Here is a 20,539-nt window from a genome sequence, read left to right on the forward strand (position 1 = left end):
TAAAAGTAATCTGTCTCGAATCAATCAAGAAACAGAAAATACAAAAGCGAACAATCGCCTCCCGGAAGTAGTACAAGTCCTTCCCCCCCCTGGGCTACTGCTTCCGGGAATTTTTATGCGCACTGCCTGACGGAAGCATCTCAGTTTAACGAGATGCTTCCGCGGCATACTTCTTTGATTTACTCTTCGCCGGGAAAACCATCCATCTTGCCGATGACCACGATGCCCGATTCCGAAACGGTAAATCCGCGGCGCTTGTCTTGTTCCAGGTCATAACCAATTTCGCAATTTTTGGGGATGGAAACTCCCTTATCAATAATGGCATTCCGAATTTTGGCATGACGTCCGACATTCACGCCGGAAAACAAAATCGAATTATCGATTTCTGCCCAACTGTTGACGCGCACGTTGGACGAAATAATCGATTGACTGACGCGGCCCCCCGAAATAATCGAACCCGAACAGACCATACTATCCACCGCCTGCCCCACACGAGGCTTGGAACCTTCACTCTGGGCAAAGACAAATTTGGGAGGTGGTTCGGGTGGCTGATACGATCGAATCGGCCAGGTGTTATCATACAGGTTCAATTGTGGGTGGACCGAAACAAGGTCCATATTCGCCTCATAATAGGAGTCGATAGTTCCCACATCTCTCCAGTAATACCCATCACCCGTATTCTTATCTTGAAAAGGATACGCGCGGACCAGATGATCATCGATGATGGAGGGAATAATATTCTTTCCAAAATCGTGCGAACTGTCTAACTGAGTGGCATCGTAACACAAGCGCTCAAACAGGAAATTCGTGTTAAAGACATAGATGCCCATCGACGCCAGACTTTTCTCGGGATGATTGGGCATCGGTGCGGGTGAAATCGGTTTTTCTTCAAACTTGACGACACGCATATCCTCGTCAACGCCCATCACACCGAACTGAGTTGCTTCGGTGCGATCGACGGGAATACAGCCGATGGTGACCTCGGCTCCGGATTCCTTATGATCCCGAATCAGCTTCGAATAATCCATTTTATAGATGTGATCACCCGAGAGAATCAGGATATGTTCCGAGCGGGCACGTTCGATGGTGTAAATATTTTGATAGACGGCGTCGGCGGTTCCCTGATACCACTGTTCGTCAATTCGCTGCTGCGGCGGTAGAACGTCAATAAATTCATTCAGTTCCCGGCAGAGAAACCGCCAGCCTAAATTAATATGCCGGTCCAGACTGGCAGCTTTATATTGCGTCAGAATCAGAATCCGACGTAAACCACTGTTAATACAATTGGAAAGCGTAAAATCGATAATTCGATATCCCCCTCCAAACGGAACCGCAGGCTTCGCTCGATCTCTGGTGAGAGGTTCCAGGCGTGATCCTTTACCGCCAGCCAGAACCAAAGCCAAAACATTACGCATAAGTATTCCCTCCTTATTTTTATGGAACAAGATCTTTAAGGACTCATTCCTTTATCCGTCAACAAGGTACGCAGCATCTATTTCTATGTTGTAGCATGCACCGTCTATGAAAGGAATTCAAAAAAATCTCCGATTTGATGAACTTGCCTTTTCTTATGAAAAAATCAGGATCCAAGCCAGAGTAATTTTACCCAAAGCGGGTTTTCATTTTTTCAAATTCATGAACTTCACATTGTTTTGATGCTTCCGGCTTCTCTCGGAGAATTGATCAATTTATAATTCGAGGTGTTACACTCTTACTTTTCTGTCTGGAGAACGCATTCATGAATTCCTCTGATGAAAAACTCACCAAATCATTTTATGACCGTATCAGTCATTCTTACGACTTAATCGCCGACTCCAACGAACATGTCGCCCGCGAAAAAGGGCTGGCAGCACTGGCGATTTCCGAAGGGGAAACCGTATTGGAAATTGGCTACGGAACCGGGCACTCTCTGGTGACTCTGGCAATTGCAGTCGGAGAATCGGGCAAGGTTTATGGGGTTGATATCTCAGACGGGATGAAAAAAGTCTCTGAAAAACGGGTCGCTGAAGCGAGTCTGGCTGATCGTGTGGAACTCTCCGTCGCCAATACGCCGCCCCTCCCGTTCGAGGATAACACGTTTGACGTGGTCAGCATGAGCTTCACCCTGGAACTGTTCCCACTGGAGATAATTCCGGAAATGCTCAAGGAAATCAGACGCGTATTGAAACCGGATGGACGGCTGGGTGTGGTTTCCATGGCTCTGCCCAAGGATGGGGACAAAGACAGCGTTCTGGAAAAAACCTACAAGTGGATGCACCAGCATTTCCCGCATATTGTGGACTGCCAGCCCATCAATGCCGTCGGCTTGCTGAAAGAGGCCGGCTTTGAAATCAAGTCAGAACAGACGCTGGATATCTGGACCATGCCTGTGGCGGCTTTGGTCGGGAAATCACCATCCTGATCCGGAGCAATTCTTCTTTTCCAATTCGGCCTTCTCGGGAACCTGACCAGCTATGCCTTCAGACCAACGTCAACCAGCGCAGGTTTCCGAATCGACAGAACGCTACCTGCAAAAGCTGAGTCTGTGGGACACGGTTAACATCATCATCGGGATCGTGATTGGCGTCTCGATCTTCAAAGTGCCCAGCCTGGTGTTCAACTTTGCCGGTTCCATCGAAGCCGGCTTTGTGGTCTGGGGGCTGGGAGGCATCCTGATGCTGGCCGGCGCGCTCTGTTATTCCGAGCTGGCGGCGGCACTCCCTGAAACGGGGGGAGACTACGTCTTTCTCTCGCGCACTTACGGAGGCGGAACCGGTTTTCTGTTCGGCTGGGCTCAATTCATTGTCATCAACCCGGCCAATATCGGCATCATGTCCTATGTCTTCGCGGACTACGCGGTTTCTTTTTTACACGGGTCGAATACCGAGGTTTCCAACAGTTGGACGGTTGCGCTGGCTTCGCTGTCGGTCTGCATCCTGATCTGCTTAAATCTGCTGGGACTCGTCGTTGGTAAATGGGCCCAAAATATTTTAACCCTCGCGAAAGTCATTGGACTGGCTGCGATCGCGATAACGGGAATTTATCTCGGCATGACAAACACCACACCGGCACTGGCACCCGAAGCAATCGTCGGCGAATCGAGCTCCGTTGCTAATTTGGGGCTGGCGATGGTTTTCGTGCTGTACGCGTTCGGCGGCTGGAACGATGCCGCGTTTGTCGCTGCGGAAGTCAAAGAGCCGGGCCGGAATATTCCACGAGCACTGATGATCGGCACGATTGGCATCCTGGTGATTTACCTGATCGTCAACGCCGCGTATCTTTACGGCCTGGGCTATCAGGAACTGCTGAACTCCCCCACGCCGGCGGCGACTCTGCTGGGAAATGCCTGGGGAATTCCGGGCCAGAAACTCATCAGCGTGATCATCATGATTTCATCTTTGGGAGCGATCAACGGATTGATCCTGACCGGTTCGCGGGTGAATGTGCGTCTGGGAATGGATCATCGATTCTTCGCAATGCTGGCGCGCTGGAATCATCGCGTGAACGCACCGATTTACTCCCTGCTCGCACAGGGTTTGATTTCGGTCTGCATGATTGTTTTGGTCGGCACGGGAGCCGGTCAGAACCTGCTCGAACTCCCATTTCAACTATTGAACTGGGACATCATCAATTGGGATCAATACGGCGGCGGCTTTGAAACCCTGCTGGCAGCGACCGCACCTCTGTTCTGGATATTTTTCCTGCTGACAGGTCTGAGTCTGATCCTGTTGCGGTTCAAACTCCCCGATCTGGAGCGCCCCTTTCGCGTGCCGCTCTACCCAGCCACGCCGCTGCTGTTTTGTGGCACCTCGATTTACATGCTCTATTCCAGCCTGATGTATGCCTGGGGACTAACACTGCTGGGACTGATCCCCATTCTGATCGGCGTACCACTCTACTGGCTGAGCCGTAGAAAAGACCAGCCTCACTCCGATTCAAAATCGACTCCTTAATGACTGATCGATTGACACGCTGGCATGGCATCGTCGATTTTCGTAACATGGATGTCCTACACTCATTCGAATCCCACCCCGGTCTGAGAACTTCTCATTTTTTACTGGATCAACACCATGAAATCACGCGCCGCTTTGATTACCCTCGCCGCCCTGTTCCTGATGCAGACGGTGGTCTTCTCCGTCTCTGCTGAAGAAACCAAAACGATTGCACCGCTGGAGCTGCCGAAAGTCGAGGCTTCGTTTCAGCCGCCCTATTATAGCACGACCTACGAACAGCCCACCGATCCGAAAGAGGGGCAACTGCAAATTGGTGTAACTTATACGCTCTGGATTCCAGAAGGGCTCAAAGAGGTTCGCGGGATCATCGTGCATCAGCATGGCTGCGGTTCGGGTTCGTGCACGGGAAGTGTGACGGCGGCCCACGATCTGCACTGGCAGGAACTGGCGCGAAAAAACAACTGTGCCCTGCTCGGCCCCAGCTTTCATCAGGCAAAAGAACAGAACTGCCGCCTGTGGTGTGATCCACGGAATGGTTCGAACAAAGTCTTTATCGAATCATTGAAGAAGCTGGCGAAACTCTCCGGACATCCCGAAGTCGCAACAGCGCCCTGGTGTCTCTGGGGACATTCGGGCGGCGGGTTCTGGTCGAGCCTGATGCAGATGGAATATCCCGAGCGGATTGTGGCGATCTGGTTTCAGTCGGGAACCGCCTATGGTTACTGGACCAGTGGAGATATTACCGCGCCCACCATTCCGGAAGCAGCGATGCAGATTCCGATGATGGCTAACCCAGGTATGAAAGAAAAAGTCACCAAACGTTTCAGCCGCGCCTGGACGGGCAGCCTGGCGATGTTTGAAGACTACCGCGCCAAAGGCGCTCCGATCGGCTTTGCCCCCGATCCCAAAACGGGACACGAAACCGGCGACTCGCGTTATCTGGCGATTCCCTTTTTTAATGCCTGTCTGCAGATGCGTCTACCTGAGAAAATTGGCGATCCTTTGAAAACGGTTGATGTCAACAAAGGCTGGCTGGCGCCGCTGAACAGCGAAGAGACGCCGGTTCCCTTTGCAGATTTCAAAGGAGACAAAGCAACCGCGGTCTGGCTGCCGAACAAAACCGTCGCGATGGCCTGGCTCGACTTCGTCAAAACGGGAGCCGTCAACGACAGCACGCCACCCCCTGCACCGACCAACGTCAAAGTCGATTCATCCACCGGCACGATCACCTGGACCGCGCCGACCGATTTCGAGAGCGGCGTTCTGAATTTTATCATCGAACGGGACGGCAAAAAGATCGGCCAACTTCCCGAGAAGCCAACCAACCGTTTCGGCCGACCCCTGTTTCAAGGCATGAGCTACGGCGATACCCCCGTGCTACCGCTATTGAAATTTCAGTTCATCGATAAGACGGCAGAAAACGGGAAGCAGTACCAGTATCGTGTGAAGGCGATGAACACAGCGGGCTTGCAATCGAAGTAGACTCAACCGGCGGATAAGAGACTGTTCCTGTCTTATATCTGCCGGTTTTTCTACCACGAAAGTCACGAAAACACACGAAAGTTTATCAGACTGGATAGCCCCCAATATAATTCGGGGTTGGCGAGCCAACAGGAAATGGTCAGAGAACGCGAGCAAATTCAAGAAACGAGATGCAGCTCTCTTTTTGTAGGGGCAGTGCCTCTGTGCCTGCCCGCCTGGCGGGGCTCAATCCTGAATCAATCCTGCAAAGGAGTCGGAGAACACGCCGTACGCCAATTCACAATCCACGTCAACACTGCGGGTCGACACTGCGGGTCGACACATGGGTCGACCCCTACATCATTCTGGCAATAGCGGAGCAAAAAGGACGGGCGATGTTTCTGAGAAAACATCAAGCTTGAATGGAACCCTGCTGTTGTTGCAGTGCGTCAATTTGGAGTTGTTGCTCACGTACTTTCCTTATCATGGTATGCATCGTATATGCATAGAACATGAAGCACCCCGGTAAAGAGAGACAAAACAACATCGACCAAACCGACAGCATTGCGTTCTCATTTCCCATGGTGAGGAAAGTCCCCATCATAAAAATCAGAGCTAACATGGCGCAGCTGACTGCCGGAGTATACGCTGAGAAAATAAAGTTTTTTGAGTTGAAATATTTCTCTTCTTCATTCTTCATTTTTTGTATCCGTTAAAACATTTTAAAAGGTCTGTTTTAAAAAAGGCATTCGTCACACACTTTTCATTATTCATTTTCTACCAAGAAAGTAAATGAAAAGCACGAACGTTTCTATTCGTGGTAGAAACTCTGAGGGCGTGCCCGGTGGGTGGCAACAGGAGATCTCAGAGAACGCCAACGATTTCATAACAACAGACTGAAGAAACATTCGTAGGGGTCGGCCCATGTGCCGACCCGCCTGGCGGGATTCAACTTTGTATCACGATTACAAAGGAAGCAGAGAAAACACCGCACATCAAATCATAAAGCACGTCGACACCGCGGGTAGCCACATAGGGCTACCCCTACATCAATCTGGCAATAGCGAAATAAATAATCGTTCACTCGCTTCTGATTTAATTCTTCCTCATTAAGTTTTTTTCGTGCCGTTAGTGCTTTTCGTGGTAGCAAATCAAAATCCAATTCCCAATGTTTCGGTGCTGGATGTTTATCTGGGGCCCTCCGGGGGATATCTGGTAGGATTTTCGAATGGCGGGCGGACACATGGGTACCGCCCCTACTCTACCTGGAACCAACGCTGGCTGATGAAGTCATCGTTTAGGATTGTTGTTCTACTCGCTGGATTTTCTTTAGAGGTGTGAGGGAGTCAAGGGAAAATGGAATTTTGCGACAGACGAACCGGTGATGATGTGTTGCGAAGTGAAGACGAGACCTGTCTGATGTTGTGCGATGGTGTGTCGAAGTGGGTTGATATACACAGTATGAAACGCTCGATATTTTCAAATCTGGCTGAAACCAGTCGGTTTTATGGTGCTCATGTTGTAAGCGATCACGCTCTTCACCTGAAACGATGGTGCTCACTCGCGCGCGACACACAACGGAGCAGTTTCGGTATGTGTGCGATCGCGTCAAGAGTGAGTTTATTCAGTGCGGGGACGTTGATGCACTGGTGGCGGATGTTGAGTGAGCGTAGAACCGTTGATCGCGAATCGCTTGCCGGTTCAAAAACGGCGGCTGGCGCCGTGCCGCTCATTTTGTTTTTACTCGCCGGGATATTTGTCCCAGCGGTAAGCGAGTTTTGAATTTTTCCAGAAGACTTTGTCGAGAGCCGGTTGGCCTTTATCTTGCAGATAATCGACGAGGATTTTCTGCAGCGTGACATAATCAGCGGCACGTTCGGAGACGGGCCAGTTACTGCCGAAGATCATGCGGTCGACGCCAATCTGTTTCCAGATCACGTCCAGCGTGGGACGGTAGTATTCGACATCGGCGGGAACGTCGTTCGGGCGATGGCGGGAGGCGCCTTCGACCAGTGCGGAAATTTTGATAAAAACCTGTTCCTGATCGGAGAGGGCTTCCATGTTTCGTTTCCATAGAGGGTCGATCTCCTCTCCCTTAATGACGACATTGCCGATGTGGTCGACGACGATGCGTAAATCGGGAACAAGTTCAGAGAGGCGACGGGCCCCGTCCAGTGTGACGGGGCCGCCATTCAAGTCGACTTGCAGTCCCATGTCGGCCATGAATTTTAAATCATCGACGAACTGTTTTTGTGATAAGCCGGGTTCAAGCAGATTATGATTAACACGGATGCCTTTATAGATCGGATTTTTGGCAAAGCGTTTGAGATGCGTGCGGAACATAGGATCGCCGGGCGTCAGACGTCCGACAAAGCCGATGATGACTGGGTTCTCTTTGGCAAGATCGAGAATCCACTGGTTGTCTTCAACCAGTTTGCTGGCTTCGACGATGACCGTCGCATTGACGGGCTGGTACTTTTTCAATTCGACAAAATCTTTGGGGAGCACGGTGCGATAGAGAGAAGAGCCTTTGCTCGGCCAGGGAACGCCTTCGGGACGACTGGGATCGTAGAAGTGCGTATGGGTATCGACGACTTTCGCGGGCAGCTTAACCTGAGGCTGTTTCTCGGCACTCAATTTCTCGGCACTCGAACTGACGCCGGTCTGAGCGGCAACCAGGCCTGCTGATGCGGTTTTCAGAAAGGTACGACGATCAATTTGATGCATAATGCTGTTCCTCTGTGCTGACAGCCTTCACTGTTGGCCTGTACTGTGACAATGTTGACTACTACAGGATACCAAATGCTTCACAGTCTGCGATAGCTATCTATTTTTACAATAAACTACCTGATTGGGGACGGAAATTGAATCGCACTTCCCTTTACCGGTTGTTTTTGCTAATTTTCACGCACTGCGTATCTTTACTTTGCTCGTTATGGGACAAGTGTTGCCAGGATCGGCAACAAACAAATTCAACGGATTTGATATTGTGATGCCCGAGTCAGATGACCTCAACTCGAGTTTGAATCGTCGTGAACTACTGTCTTCCAAATCGGAGACAGAGGAAATCATTCACAGCGAAATAGAAGAAACCGAGGTCGGATCGTCCCTGGAATCTGACTGGGATAATAATAATCTGGACGATGAGATCGATAATTTTGATCTGTCATTCAAATTTGAAGATTATGCCCCGGTCTGGATGCAAAAACTCAAATCGCTGTATGGAGCCGATCCCGAATGGTCATTCGCTTCGACTTTCGGTGCGGTTGCCATCATTCTTACGGTGCTACTATTACTAGCGATGCCGGAAGATAATGTCAAAAAAGTCGCTGATGCGATTATTCCCCCCGATTCGGAACTTGTTTCCAGCGTCCCTGAGTTTACCCCGATCGACACACGCATTGCCGTTGACCTGGAAGTCGCTTTGCCTGTCGTTGAACTGGGATCAGAGCCGCTGTATGTTTCGTTTGGGGATCTGACCGATTCCTTCTCAGGAATTGCGGCGCGTGAAGAACAACCAATGCGTCGTGAGTTCTCTCCCACTTTACCCGAGTTCAATTTAATACCGGAACCGACGGCGTCTGCTCCTGAACTTGTAATGGACGTAAAGAAAATTCGAATTATTGAACGGGAGATGCTGGACCCGGCAATTGATGATGCGTTTTTTGTGGAAGCGAAGCCGTTACAGACGGAAATCTTCAGTCAGCTAGAACCGTCAGAACGATTGCTGTTTGATCAAAGCTGGCGGCTAATTAATCTGGCCCGCGCCGAGACACAGATACAGCAAATCATCCGCCCAACACTATACCACGAACGATTTCCCGGCGGAGAACATCTGCAGGTGGGGCAAGAGCAGCCACTCGATCGGAACCACCTTGATCGGCTGACCCAGGTGATGGCTCCTCAAGCGGAGGAACAGCTCGATATCGAGATTCAAAAACAGGTGCCACTAAAAGGCACAGTGCAGAACCTGCTGACCTATTCCATTCTGGTCACCAACCGGGGGAGTTCTCCCGCGTATGATATCCATGTGGACGAGACGGTTTCTCCTGGAGCCAGTCTGGTCGATCTCTCCCCGCCGGCAGAAGTCAAACAGAATCATCTGCACTGGAAAATTGCGCGACTGGATCCTAATGAAGAACGTGAGCTGCAGGTAAAGGTCTTTCTAGATCAAACAGGGAGCGTGAAAACCAATTCGGAGATCACACTGGTTTCGAATGTGGCAAGCTCGACGGAAATCTTAACACCACAGCTTGATCTGCAAATTAAAGGGCCTGAAGTAATCAGCGAAGGCGATGTCTTCCCGCTCGATTTGATCGTCCGTAATCAGGGACGTCAGAACCAGGAACAGATCCTTTTGAATTTGGATCTACCTGAAGGTCTGGAACATCAAGCAGGCAATCAATTGACGCTGAGCATTGATCAACTGGCAGCCGGTGAATCGCGGACGCTGCGGGCACGCGTGAAAGCGGTCAAACCGGGGAACGTGAAATCGCAGGCGAAACTTGTTTCTCACGACCTTTCGCTGGGAGAGGCGGCATGGGAGCTGACGATTGTTGAGAAACCAATCGAACGCCAGCCGAAGCCTCAACCACAGAAGTCCGTTCCGACGACTCCTTCTGCCCCCGTAAAGCCCGGCGCTGTACAACCTGGCCCCATTCAACCCGGCCCCGTGCAGTCTTGCCCTTGCCAGCCACAGCCGATCTATCTGCCTGTGCTCTATCTGTATCCCTGAGTGACGATACGGGCGCGTTTGTTTTGGTTAACGATCAAAACAACTCAAACAGTGTACTTGAATTTGCGGATGCATTCCGGATGATCTTACACAATCGGCGTGTGTAATATTGCAAGTACCTTTAGTAAGGGGTTAGCATAGAGAGACTCCGTTTTTCGGGTCATGCCGAGATACTTCTCCCCCTGCCAGAGAGACTCAAATGAATTCATTCGCCCACAGCATTCGATTCCTATTGCCGATGCTGGTGTTCTGTTTTATCAGCAGACTAACTGCGCTTGAAGCAGCGGATTCCACGCTGGGGCAGATCACCATCCAGGCGGATTCGCATGCAATTGAGAATGGACCGGTTTTTGTGACACTGCCTGAAACCGGATTCTCTCACGATACGGTTTATCTTGTAGAAACGTCAGCCACAAATCCGCAAAAGATTCCCGCGCAGATTGAACAGCGAAAATCGACGGCAGACCGGCTCTGGTTTATTCTGCCGGGCAAGACGGCCGCTGGTGCCACGCGGGTGTTTGATCTGAAAGCGGGTCAAGTCGAGGTTAAGAACAAGGTCACAATTAAGGATACCGGCAAGGCGTATCAGATGCGGGTCGGAGATCACCCGGTTTTAAATTATAACTACAAACACATTTCAGCGCCCGATTCACTCGATCCGCTTTACGGACGCAGTGCTCACATTCATCCGATCTGGACGCCAGCCGGAAAGATTGTCTCCGATGAATTTCCCCCTGACCATGCCCATCAGAGTGGTCAGTTTCTGGCTTATACGAAAGCAAAATTCGAAGGACGGGCGACGAACTTCTGGGAAATCAAAAGTAAAAAGGGACGCGTTCGTTTTCACAAATTGATTTCAAAGCAGGAAGGACCTGTCTTTGCCGAACTGAAAGTGGAACAGGAACACGTTGACCTGACAGGTTCAGAAGAAAAGCCGGCATTGATGGAAACGTGGACGATTCGGGTGTGGAATCAGCCTGAGAAACAACCGGAATTCTGGATGTATGACATCACTTCGGAAGCCCGTTGTGGAACGGACAACCCACTCCATCTGCCTCAATATCATTATGGTGGCATGGCGATTCGTGGTGGGCGTGGCTGGTCGAAAGAAAACTGCCGATTTTTGACATCAAACGGTAAGACGCGTGCAAATGGAAATCATGATCGTTCGCGGTGGTGTGATATTTCGGGAACACGCGAAAAGAAAGATGGCTGGAGCGGTTTTACGATTCTGAGTCATCCCACCAATTTTCGTTTTCCCGAACCGGTACGAATTCACCCTTCGATGCCTTATATGGTGTTTACCCCCAGTGTGCTGGGTGACTGGAAAATTGAACCGGGCAAACCAAACGTCAGCCGCTATCGTTTTCTGGTTCACGATGGCCTGACTCATCCCAGTACCGAACCGGTCTGGCAAAATTATGCTACCCCACCCACGGCTTCGCTCAAGCTGGTTGCCGAACAGAACTGATTGCGGAAAGAATCGCTCATGATATGGGACTTACATTGCCACCTGTCCGGTGTGGACGGCAAAACGGCCGACGAACGCATCGCTCAGTTGATGAGTTATGCGGACCGGATGGGGGTCGAACGACTGGTATTTTTTATGGGCTGGCCTTTTCTTACCGATCCGACGCCTGAGCAGTTTCGCAAACAGAACGATCAGGTGCTGCAGGCGCTCAGTCACTGGCATAACCGGGCGTTTGGCTTTGTGTACCTCAATGCGAAGTATGTGGATGAAAGTATCAAAGAACTGGATCGCTGTGTCAAAAACGGTCCGATGGTCGGTGTGAAATTATGGGTGGCGAGCCGCTGCAACGATCCGGAGATTGACCCGATCATTCAACACGCGTCGAAACTGAACGCGTTGATTTACCAGCACACCTGGTTCAAAACCGGGGGCAATCTGGTGGGTGAGTCCACTCCCAGTGATCTGGCATTGATGGCGAAACGACATCCGGATACGCCGCTGATCGCCGGACATATTGGTGGCGACTGGGAACTGGGACTACGGGCGATTCAAGACAGTCCTAATCTGTACGCTGGCATCGGCGGATTTGATCCGACCGCCGGGATCACGGAAATGGCGGTACGAACGCTGGGAGCCGACCGGGTGCTATATGGCAGCGATATCGGCGGCCGCAGTTTCTCATCGCAACTCGCCAAAGTTCAGGGCGCCGACATTCCTGAAGTTTCCAAACGACTCATTCTGGGCGGCAATCTAAAACGACTGTTGACCCCCATTTTGAAAGAAAAGGGGATCAAAGTATGATATTCGATGTGAATGTTTATCTCTCCCGCTGGCCGTTCAGACGCTTGCCTCTTGATGAGACGCCGAAACTGGTTCAGAAACTGAAACAGAATCAGATCAAACAGGCCTTCGCCGGCAGCTTTGATGGTTTGCTGCATAAAGACATTCGCACGGTGAACCAGCGACTGGTGGCGGAATGCAAAGCCGGTGGTTCTGACTTGCTGATTCCTGTGGGAACGATCAACCCTAGCCTGCCTGGCTGGGAAGATGACGTGATCGCCTGCCATGAAGAATGGAAGATGCCGGGCGTGCGGCTGCATCCCAATTATCACGAATATCAACTGAGTGATCCCCAGGTCAAAAAACTATTTGCGATGGCGGCAGAGCGAAAGTTGTTTGTGCAGATCGCGATGCGGATGGAAGACGATCGAACACATCATTCTTTAATGCGCATTCCCGATGTCAACTTTGCAGCTTTACCAGACCTGATGCAGCAACACGAGCAACTGCAGGTGACGATTCTCAATGGAATGAAATCACTGAGAGGGGCGAACTTAACCAGACTGACCGAAAACCCGAACCTCACGATTGAAATTGCGATGCTGGAAGGGGTCGGCGGGATTGAGAAGTTGATGAAACAGGTGCCTTACCAGCAAATTCTTTTCGGTTCCTATTTGCCGTTTTTCTATCTGGAATCGAGTCTGAACAAGCTGAAAGAGTCTGACCTGGGAATGGAAATTGAAAAGCAGATTACCTGGGAGAATGCCCAAAGGCGGTTCCTGAAACCAAGCGTTTAGGAACTGGTTTTAATCGGTCCATTCCAGATAGGGATCGAGTCCCATTTTGTGAAACATTTCGATGCGGTGTTTTTCATGCTTGAGCATATCACGCCGCTGTTTGTGATGCAGCTTTTCCAGGAAATTCTGCGTATTATTGAAGAAGGAAATCCAACTCCCCGGCAGTTCCCCTATTTCATCTGCTTTGGCAGATTTGATAATCTTTTCGATGTGATGCAGCTCCAGACAACGCAGCAATTCATCTTCCAGTGAGAGAAAGAACTGATAGTGCCCTGGATCTCCCTGGCGGGCAGATCGGCCGAGCAATTGACGGTCAATCCGGGCGGAAGTATGCATTTCTGTTGCGATGACATGCAGTCCTCCGCTTTCACGGATCTCATCGGTCAAAATGATGTCGGTTCCCCGCCCCGCCATATTCGTGGCAATGGTAACACGCGCAGGTTCGCCGGCCTTCTTCACAATTTCCGCTTCCTGTGCATGATACTTCGCATTGAGGATCTGATGTGGAATGGCTTTCATCGCCAGTAAATCACCCAGTGATTCCGAGGCTTCGACGGAGGGCGTTCCGACGAGAATCGGACAGCGTTTTTCTCTGATACGTTCAATTTCATCGACCACTGCCATGCGTTTGTCCTGCATGGTTTTGAAGATACGTGGTTTGCTCCCTTCACGAATACAAGGGCGATGCGTGGGAATGGTCGTCACTGAGACTTTGTATGTCTTGCGGATCTCTTTCTCGGCTAACGCGGCGGTCCCCGTCATTCCCGCCAGATGAGAAAAATTCTGGAAGAAACTTTGAACGGTGATTCGAGCCGCCTGCCCGGTGGCAGCGGTGATCGGAACATGCTCTTGTGCTTCGATTGACTGATGCAGACCATCCTGCCACTTTCGGCCATCCATCATACGTCCCGTAGATTCATCGACGATGACGACTTCATCATCAACAACGACATAATCACGGTCTTTCAGGAACCCGAACCGGGCCACCAGCGATTGTTCCACCTGTTTATAAATGCGTTCTGTATCAATCGAATCCAGCAGAGATGGCTTTGCCATCAGCAAGATTTTTCGACAGCCCTGATCCGTCAGATACGCAGACCGTTTTTTTGGTTCATAGACGAAATCGTCTTCGAGCTCCAATTGATGTGTTGCCCGGTTACTCCAGCGAAACAGGTTGACCGAGGCGGCATCATTAGGCTGAATCAGTCCAATGATCAATGGTGTGCGTGCTTCATCAATCAGGACACTGTCGGCTTCATCGATCAACGCAAAATAAGTTCCACGTTGTACGAGTGGTTCTTTGCCTGACGACTTATGATTCGTCATGGCCTGTTCTAACTGCCCGGGAGCACTGGCTCCGACCCGAATGCGATCGCGGAGAAAGTCAAAGCCCATTTCATTCGCTGTGCCATAAGTGACATCCAGGCCATAGGCGATCCGCCGATCTTCATCTTCCATATCACTAGTGATACAGCCGACAGACAGCCCCAGTTTATTGAAAATCGGGCCCATGATTTCGGAGTCACGTTGTGCGAGATAATCATTCACCGTGATGACGTAACAGCCTTTTCCCATCAACGCGCGGAGGTAAGCGGGCAGGACAGCGGTTAGCGTTTTCCCTTCCCCCGTCTGCATCTCAGCGATGCCGCCTTCAAAGAGCGCAATGCCCCCCATCAACTGCACGGGGAAATGCTCCATATTTTTCGTACGCCAGGCAGATTCTCTTACCAGGGCATACGCTTCCGGGAGAATTTTCTTCAACGGTTCCCCTGATTTGGCGCGCCAGCGCAATTCCAGAGAGTACCGTTCGAGCCGATCATCGGTCACTTTCTTCAGTGACTCACAACGCTGAATGATCTGATCGGCCGTGGCACTCCAACGGGATAATCGAGATTGCTTCGGGCGAAAGCCCGTTTTCATCCAATGATAACTATGGGATGCGATACTCAAACTGCCTCCAGGATCATTGGAACGATTTCAAAAAAGACGCGATTCATTGAACCATGATGGCTCAAAACCTAACCAAATTGACTCAAGATTATGACGGCCCAACCCCCGAAAAGTAACGGCAGAATATAGAATTCACGCCAAACCAAACTCTCATCAGCTCCATGAGAGCCTCTGTGGGCCATTTATGCTGTAAGTCATTTCATCAATAGACTTAGTGCAATATATTCACTCAATTTTCTGAGCCATCTAAGTCAATTCTAACCGATGAACGTACTTACAACAAAATGAATTTTCAGAATTTCACTGTATCAGAACTAAAAGAGTTATAAGGATGTAAGTTGTTATATTTTGTTGACTTAAATCAACATCTACGTCTGAACTTCTGGTTAAAATGTTAGATTATTCGCAACCAATCGTCATTTTCGGTGCAGTTTGTTTTTTACTTATGTCAAACACAAACAGACCACCCACACCACACAATTGTATTAAACATTGGAAACATTCCAATTTACCTGTTCTTTTAGGTATGACGCTCTATTTAAAATCTTTAACTGAACAGTCAGGCTTTTTTCTACACAAATGTAGTCTGCCTGAATGTTGATAATGTTCAACCAAGCAATTTCTCATAATAAAAGACACCAGTTAAATGATCTCAAAATTCGTTGACAACTTATGGCGTCCCCGACGAAGTAAACACCATCGTAGATCAAAGCAGGCACCAACTCCGATTGCTGCTACCGAAAAACTGGAAGACCGAACCCTGCTCAGCGGACAGGATCTGATTGCGTTCGCCCAAGCACTGACTGCCGCCAATGTCACACTGTATGGTGCCGCCTGGGATGCGAATACCACAGAACAAAAATCCTTACTGGAAGACGGTGCTTCGTTTCTGCAGTTTGTTGACATGACCAATGCAGACCGCACATTAAATGCGAATGCAGTCGCCGTCGGTATTACAGAAGGTAACGTGCGCCCCATCTGGCGACTCGACGATGGGACCTTGATTGAAGGGAATACGATCACAACCCTGCAAGAATTATCCACGGCAACGGGCGTTGATATTCCCATGTCCGATGGGCCGTACTTAAAAGAGATTGCCGACCAGGATCTAATCTCTGGTACGAGCCTACATGTGGCTCTGGATGGATATGATCCGGATAATGGCGTGTTAACGTATGACAACGACGACCTCGTTTCGAGTAACCCTGCCATCAATGTGAGAGTCCTTGAGGGAAACCGTAGCCTGCGGATCTCTGTGGCAGGTTATGGAGACATGGTCTTTGAATTATTCGAAGGCCGGGCATCAAGGGCCACCGATAAGATTATTGCCTTAGCCGAAATCGGTTTTTTTGACAGTAGCGAATTTCACAGAATATTTAATGGCTTCCTGCGAGGTGGTTTGAACAACACCTTCGGCGATCTGCCAGAAGACGTCGCCGGATATTTTGATGATCAGTTTCACAATGAACTGCAGCATGTACAATCGGGCCTATTGACGATGTATAAACCGCCTATAGCGCTTGACATGGCCATGGTCACCGATGACATCAATTTTTCCCAGTTTGTGGTCACGAATGGAGCGAGTCGAAATTATGATTTTCAGAATACCATTTTCGGATATCTCGTTGAGGGAGAAGAAGTCCGTGACGCGCTCAGTAAGGTGCCAGTGACGGGAGCCCTGGAAGACTTCCCTGAATTTACCGTTACGATGGAAACCGTCGATGTCTTTACTGATCATGAAAATGCCACACTGGTTATCACCGCAGCTGAAGGGTACATCGGCTCCTCAACCATCTCGGTCACCGTTAGAGATCAGGATGGCAATACTCAGCTACGGCAGTTTCAAGTGAATGCCACAAATGACGAGATCTCAGACGACCTTGATGTGAAGAATGCCAAACCTTATCTAGGAGATATCCCGGATCTTCAGTCACGACCAGGCGAAACAATTCAATATCAGCTGGTAGGGTATGACGCGGACCTCGATGCCTCAAACGGTAATTCAGAGATCAAATACTATTCACAATCATTGCTCCCTGCGTCTTCTCTTCCCGCATCAGTTCCCTCAGGGATGACTTATACCGTCAATGAGGATACGGGATTACTCACAGTTACTACTTCAGCAGGAATGACACGAGGGGTTTACTTCATCACCGTTGCGGTCGGCTATGGCCATAATTCTCCACTCTTTATCGAAGATGTTCTAACGGAATTTGTTGACTATCAGGTTGTCACGATCATTGTTAGTAACCCAGCCCTTGCCAATGACGACTTTTTTGCGATACAGGGCGACACGGCTGAACTGGATATTATCCAGAATGATAGAACCCATGCTGGCGCATTACTTCTTAAAGACATGGAAGATGAATTAATCGAAGGTTATTCAGTCGAGATCGTAGCCCAACCGACACAGGGTGGAACGGTTACCGTTGATCCAGCAAACGGGAAGGTGAGCTTTGTTTCCAATGGTTCTACTTATGTTGGGCTGGATAAGTTTACCTATCGAATTAAAGATGACCTGGGTGCCTATTCTGAAACTGCCACAGTGAACTTTTCGATGGCCCCTGAAGGCGTGATTCTAGTGACGACACTTGATGACAACACATCAGGAGACATCTACGCAACACTGCGTGAGGCAATTCAGGCTGCAAATAATGATGCTCCCCAAGATGCCGCACCTGCAGGAGACGGCCCCGACACGATCATGTTTGATCCCAAACTATTTATGAACGAAGGATCTTCCAACCTGGTTGCCCGAACCATTTATCAAAAAGGGACTGAGTTTGAGATTACCGATTCTGTCACGATCATCGCTCCCACATCGGAAAACGGTGATCCGCTGTTAACGATTGACGCCACTACTGAGTTTGGGGTATCGTCATCCCGGCATTTTTATATCGACGATGGAGAAATCACATCTCTGCTGGTCAGTATTCAAAATGTGATACTGATCGAGGGAAACGAGGAGGATAACGGCGGTTCTATCTACAACGCAGAACACCTGATACTCTCCAATAGTGAGTTACGGAACAATCAATCGATATCTGGCCTGGGGGGGGCCATTTTTAACACAGGGACTCTTGAAATCACAGACTCTGTTTTACAGTCAAATACTGCCGTCGGTTCTAACGGTGGTGCCATCGCCAGTAATTTCGGTTCGGTCACACTCACTCAGTCCACCATTGATGATAATGAAGCCTATAGTACCGGGGGTGGCATTTATGCCATGAATGCTGATATCACCTTAATCAATAGCGTTGTTTCCCAGAATATGGTTTCTGAAGGTAGTGGAGGGGGAGTTTATCAGATTCAGGGTCTGCTTACGGTGACTGGTTCTACTTTTCTCGGGAATCAGACAGGAACTTCATCAGCCAGTGGCGGGGGCGTTTATGCCACTGAAACAACAACCAGCATTACGGACTCGACTTTCCATGACAATCGAAGCGTTACTTCAGGCGGCGGCTTGATTCAAAATCTTGGAGTTCTGTCGGTACGCAATAGTACATTCTCTGAAAACCAGGCTCAGTTTGGCAGTGGCGGGGGAATCTATACCAGTGCCAATACGGTCTCTGTGTTGAATTCTACGATTTCGGGGAATACAGCCAGTCAGAACGGGGGGGGGATTTTCTTCTTCGATGAGGTGAACTTCAGTAGCGGAACGATCGATCACAGTACGATCGCTGCAAACCATGCTACTATGGATGGCGGAGGATTCAACGCTCAGTCAATCACAATAATCACCGCCAATAATACGATTATTGCTGACAACACCGCAGGAAATGGTACTGACGATGGAGTAGGTAATTTAAACGGCAGTTACAGCCTGATCGAAAATACCAATGGCTTAGACCTTTCTGCTAGCACCAACTACATCACAGGTCAGGACCCGGGATTACTTCCCCTGGCTGACAATGGTGGCCTAACGCAAACACATGCACTTTCATCAGGTAGTATCGCAATTGACGCAGGCGATCCGGCATTCGACCCGAATACCTTTACACCCGCATTAACTCTGGATCAGAATGGATCAGCACGAGTTGCTGATGGGAATAACGATACAGTCAGTCTTGTTGACATCGGTGCTTATGAAGCGGAATCTGTCCTGGGAACTACTGACCTGACAGTAAAATGGCGTGCTACCAGCACTGGGCCTTCCGGCGAAGTTGGCTCATTACCTTTAAACGTCGATTTCATAGATGAATGGAACCCGGTCATCGTCGAAATCTGGGTGAGTGTCACCAATTCCTCTGAAAATGGTGTGACATCTGCGTTAGTTGATTTCAGTTTTGATGCCCAGTATTTGATTGCAGACTCTATTGAGTACGGCTCGGGATTTTCTGAAAGTCAAACGGGAATCATTAATAATGAAACAGGAATGATTACCGGGTTAGGAGCCGCGACCAGTCAGCTTGAGCATGGAGCCGATACGCTCGTTCTGTTGGCGCGTGTACGTCTCTCTGCCAAACCTGTTCCATTAAATGCCGTCGGTCAGCATATCCAACCCGTTGCCGATTTGAATTTCCAAATCTTCAATAGCACTCTTTTCTCATCACTGGGAGCTGCCACAGTCACTGAAGGGGCAGCAGTCAATCTGACGTTAGTTCCTGCCTTATACGATCTCGATGACAATGGCTCCATCGGCTTCGGTGACCTGGTTCTATTAATCAACGTTTACGGCAAATACACAGGGGATGCCCAGGCACCTGGTGCCTGGGGTGCTGATTTTGATCACTCAGGCCAGGTTAATTTCCGTGACCTGACTCTCTTTGTATCAAATTATAATAATGTTCAAGGAAACAATTCTTTCCTGAGCTATCCCTCCAATTTTAATGAAATCTGGCAGCAAGATAATCTGATTACCTCGCTCAGCAATCCAGAAGAAACAAATTCTCAAACTCTGACATTAGATGCGGTCACCCCGGTTCTTGATGCAGCCAAAGAACAATTGGTTGAAACGCAGGGTGATTCGGTTTCTGAAGAACTAGCCGATGTGAAGATCGAAATCGTCGAGTTATCTGGAAATCAAATCGCAAAAGCAAATACCGAGACCAACACCATTTATTTAGATGCGAATGCCGCGGGATGGGGTTGGTTTGTTGATTCGACTCCGTTTTCAAATGAAGAATACAATGAAACCGCGTTCGGGATTTTTGATGCATCCCTGTTTAGTGCCGCAGGTAGCCAGATTGACTTGCTAACGGTCCTGCTGCATGAATTGAACCACCTTCTGGGGCACAACCATGAACATGAAAGCGGTCTGATGGAGCCTGTTTTGAATCCAGGCGAGCGAAAGCTCTCCTCCCACATCGAATCGGATGATTTTTTCAGCGGTTATCTCGATTCCGAATTTGACGGGATCAATTAAACATAAAGTACTGATACGACGCTTTTTCCAATGAAAATTCGCATATTA

General features: G+C 49.4%; 13 protein-coding genes. 9 read left to right on the forward strand and 4 right to left on the reverse strand.

Going from position 1 to position 20,539, the window contains the following annotated elements; genetic code table 11:
* Positions 1–179 precede the first annotated feature (179 nt).
* On the reverse strand, positions 180–1,415 hold the full coding sequence (gene glgC, locus AAC022_RS00870) for a glucose-1-phosphate adenylyltransferase (protein WP_339727063.1): 1,236 nt from the start codon (positions 1,413–1,415) through the stop codon (positions 180–182).
* 323 nt (positions 1,416–1,738) lie between these two features.
* On the opposite strand from glgC, the gene AAC022_RS00875 reads away from it, so the two are divergent.
* The 3 genes from AAC022_RS00875 to AAC022_RS00885 all read left to right on the forward strand — a co-directional run bounded on the left by AAC022_RS00875 (position 1,739) and on the right by AAC022_RS00885 (position 5,414).
* A complete protein-coding gene (locus AAC022_RS00875; RefSeq protein ID WP_339727066.1) occupies positions 1,739–2,401 on the forward strand; it encodes a class I SAM-dependent methyltransferase in 663 nt (220 codons plus the stop codon).
* Positions 2,402–2,453: 52 nt separating this feature from the next.
* Positions 2,454–3,932, forward strand: coding sequence for an amino acid permease (locus AAC022_RS00880; RefSeq protein WP_339727067.1), 1,479 nt, complete (start codon positions 2,454–2,456; stop codon positions 3,930–3,932).
* A gap of 117 nt (positions 3,933–4,049) precedes the next feature.
* Positions 4,050–5,414 carry a hypothetical protein gene (locus AAC022_RS00885; RefSeq protein WP_339727068.1) on the forward strand — a complete coding sequence of 455 codons (1,365 nt, stop codon included), beginning with the start codon at positions 4,050–4,052 and terminating at the stop codon, positions 5,412–5,414.
* 391 nt (positions 5,415–5,805) lie between these two features.
* Here AAC022_RS00885 and AAC022_RS00890 read toward each other — a convergent pair whose 3' ends face one another.
* On the reverse strand, positions 5,806–6,093 hold the full coding sequence (locus tag AAC022_RS00890; protein ID WP_339727069.1) for a hypothetical protein: 288 nt from the start codon (positions 6,091–6,093) through the stop codon (positions 5,806–5,808).
* A 656-nt stretch (positions 6,094–6,749) separates the two neighbouring features.
* Between AAC022_RS00890 and AAC022_RS00895 the strand changes: the two genes are divergently transcribed.
* The gene (locus AAC022_RS00895) at positions 6,750–7,175 is read left to right on the forward strand and encodes a hypothetical protein (RefSeq protein ID WP_339727071.1); all 426 of its coding nucleotides are present in this window, start codon (positions 6,750–6,752) and stop codon (positions 7,173–7,175) included.
* On the opposite strand, the gene AAC022_RS00900 is transcribed toward AAC022_RS00895, so the two are convergent.
* A complete protein-coding gene (locus tag AAC022_RS00900; protein WP_339727073.1) occupies positions 7,134–8,120 on the reverse strand; it encodes an amidohydrolase family protein in 987 nt (328 codons plus the stop codon). The two genes, AAC022_RS00895 and AAC022_RS00900, sit on opposite strands and share 42 nt — an antisense overlap.
* 265 nt (positions 8,121–8,385) lie before the next feature.
* Here AAC022_RS00900 and AAC022_RS00905 point away from each other — a divergent pair, with 265 nt between their 5' ends.
* The 4 genes from AAC022_RS00905 to AAC022_RS00920 all read left to right on the forward strand — a co-directional run bounded on the left by AAC022_RS00905 (position 8,386) and on the right by AAC022_RS00920 (position 13,176).
* Positions 8,386–10,128, forward strand: coding sequence for a hypothetical protein (locus AAC022_RS00905; RefSeq protein ID WP_339727076.1), 1,743 nt, complete (start codon positions 8,386–8,388; stop codon positions 10,126–10,128).
* Between the two features lie 199 nt (positions 10,129–10,327).
* On the forward strand, positions 10,328–11,599 hold the full coding sequence (locus tag AAC022_RS00910; RefSeq protein ID WP_339727078.1) for a PmoA family protein: 1,272 nt from the start codon (positions 10,328–10,330) through the stop codon (positions 11,597–11,599).
* An 18-nt stretch (positions 11,600–11,617) separates the two neighbouring features.
* Positions 11,618–12,400 (forward strand): amidohydrolase family protein, encoded by a 783-nt coding sequence (locus AAC022_RS00915; RefSeq protein ID WP_339727080.1) that lies wholly within the window; start codon positions 11,618–11,620, stop codon positions 12,398–12,400.
* Entirely contained in the window at positions 12,397–13,176 is a 780-nt protein-coding gene (locus AAC022_RS00920) for an amidohydrolase family protein (protein WP_339727081.1), read from the forward strand. The genes AAC022_RS00915 and AAC022_RS00920 overlap by 4 nt, the downstream gene beginning before the upstream one ends.
* A 9-nt stretch (positions 13,177–13,185) precedes the next feature.
* Here the strand turns inward: AAC022_RS00920 and AAC022_RS00925 are convergent, their stop codons facing one another.
* Positions 13,186–15,126 (reverse strand): translocase, encoded by a 1,941-nt coding sequence (locus tag AAC022_RS00925; protein ID WP_339727084.1) that lies wholly within the window; start codon positions 15,124–15,126, stop codon positions 13,186–13,188.
* Positions 15,127–15,772: 646 nt separating this feature from the next.
* Between AAC022_RS00925 and AAC022_RS00930 the strand changes: the two genes are divergently transcribed.
* The gene (locus AAC022_RS00930; RefSeq protein WP_339727087.1) at positions 15,773–20,491 is read left to right on the forward strand and encodes a peptidylprolyl isomerase; all 4,719 of its coding nucleotides are present in this window, start codon (positions 15,773–15,775) and stop codon (positions 20,489–20,491) included.
* Positions 20,492–20,539 lie beyond the last annotated feature (48 nt).

The organism is uncultured Gimesia sp. (genome assembly GCF_963976445.1).
GTDB lineage: Bacteria > Planctomycetota > Planctomycetia > Planctomycetales > Planctomycetaceae > Gimesia.

Bases quoted from the DNA above. Each gene is read 5' to 3' on its own strand.
- AAC022_RS00895 (WP_339727071.1), top strand. From the start codon at position 6,750: ATGGAATTTTGCGACAGACGAACCGGTGATGATGTGTTGCGAAGTGAA.
- AAC022_RS00915 (WP_339727080.1), top strand. From the start codon at position 11,618: ATGATATGGGACTTACATTGCCACCTGTCCGGTGTGGACGGCAAAACG.
- AAC022_RS00900 (WP_339727073.1), bottom strand. From the start codon at position 8,120: ATGCATCAAATTGATCGTCGTACCTTTCTGAAAACCGCATCAGCAGGC.
- AAC022_RS00920 (WP_339727081.1), top strand. From the start codon at position 12,397: ATGATATTCGATGTGAATGTTTATCTCTCCCGCTGGCCGTTCAGACGC.
- AAC022_RS00930 (WP_339727087.1), top strand. From the start codon at position 15,773: ATGATCTCAAAATTCGTTGACAACTTATGGCGTCCCCGACGAAGTAAA.
- AAC022_RS00910 (WP_339727078.1), top strand. From the start codon at position 10,328: ATGAATTCATTCGCCCACAGCATTCGATTCCTATTGCCGATGCTGGTG.
- AAC022_RS00885 (WP_339727068.1), top strand. From the start codon at position 4,050: ATGAAATCACGCGCCGCTTTGATTACCCTCGCCGCCCTGTTCCTGATG.
- AAC022_RS00890 (WP_339727069.1), bottom strand. From the start codon at position 6,093: ATGAAGAATGAAGAAGAGAAATATTTCAACTCAAAAAACTTTATTTTC.
- glgC (WP_339727063.1), bottom strand. From the start codon at position 1,415: ATGCGTAATGTTTTGGCTTTGGTTCTGGCTGGCGGTAAAGGATCACGC.
- AAC022_RS00875 (WP_339727066.1), top strand. From the start codon at position 1,739: ATGAATTCCTCTGATGAAAAACTCACCAAATCATTTTATGACCGTATC.
- AAC022_RS00880 (WP_339727067.1), top strand. From the start codon at position 2,454: ATGCCTTCAGACCAACGTCAACCAGCGCAGGTTTCCGAATCGACAGAA.
- AAC022_RS00905 (WP_339727076.1), top strand. From the start codon at position 8,386: ATGCCCGAGTCAGATGACCTCAACTCGAGTTTGAATCGTCGTGAACTA.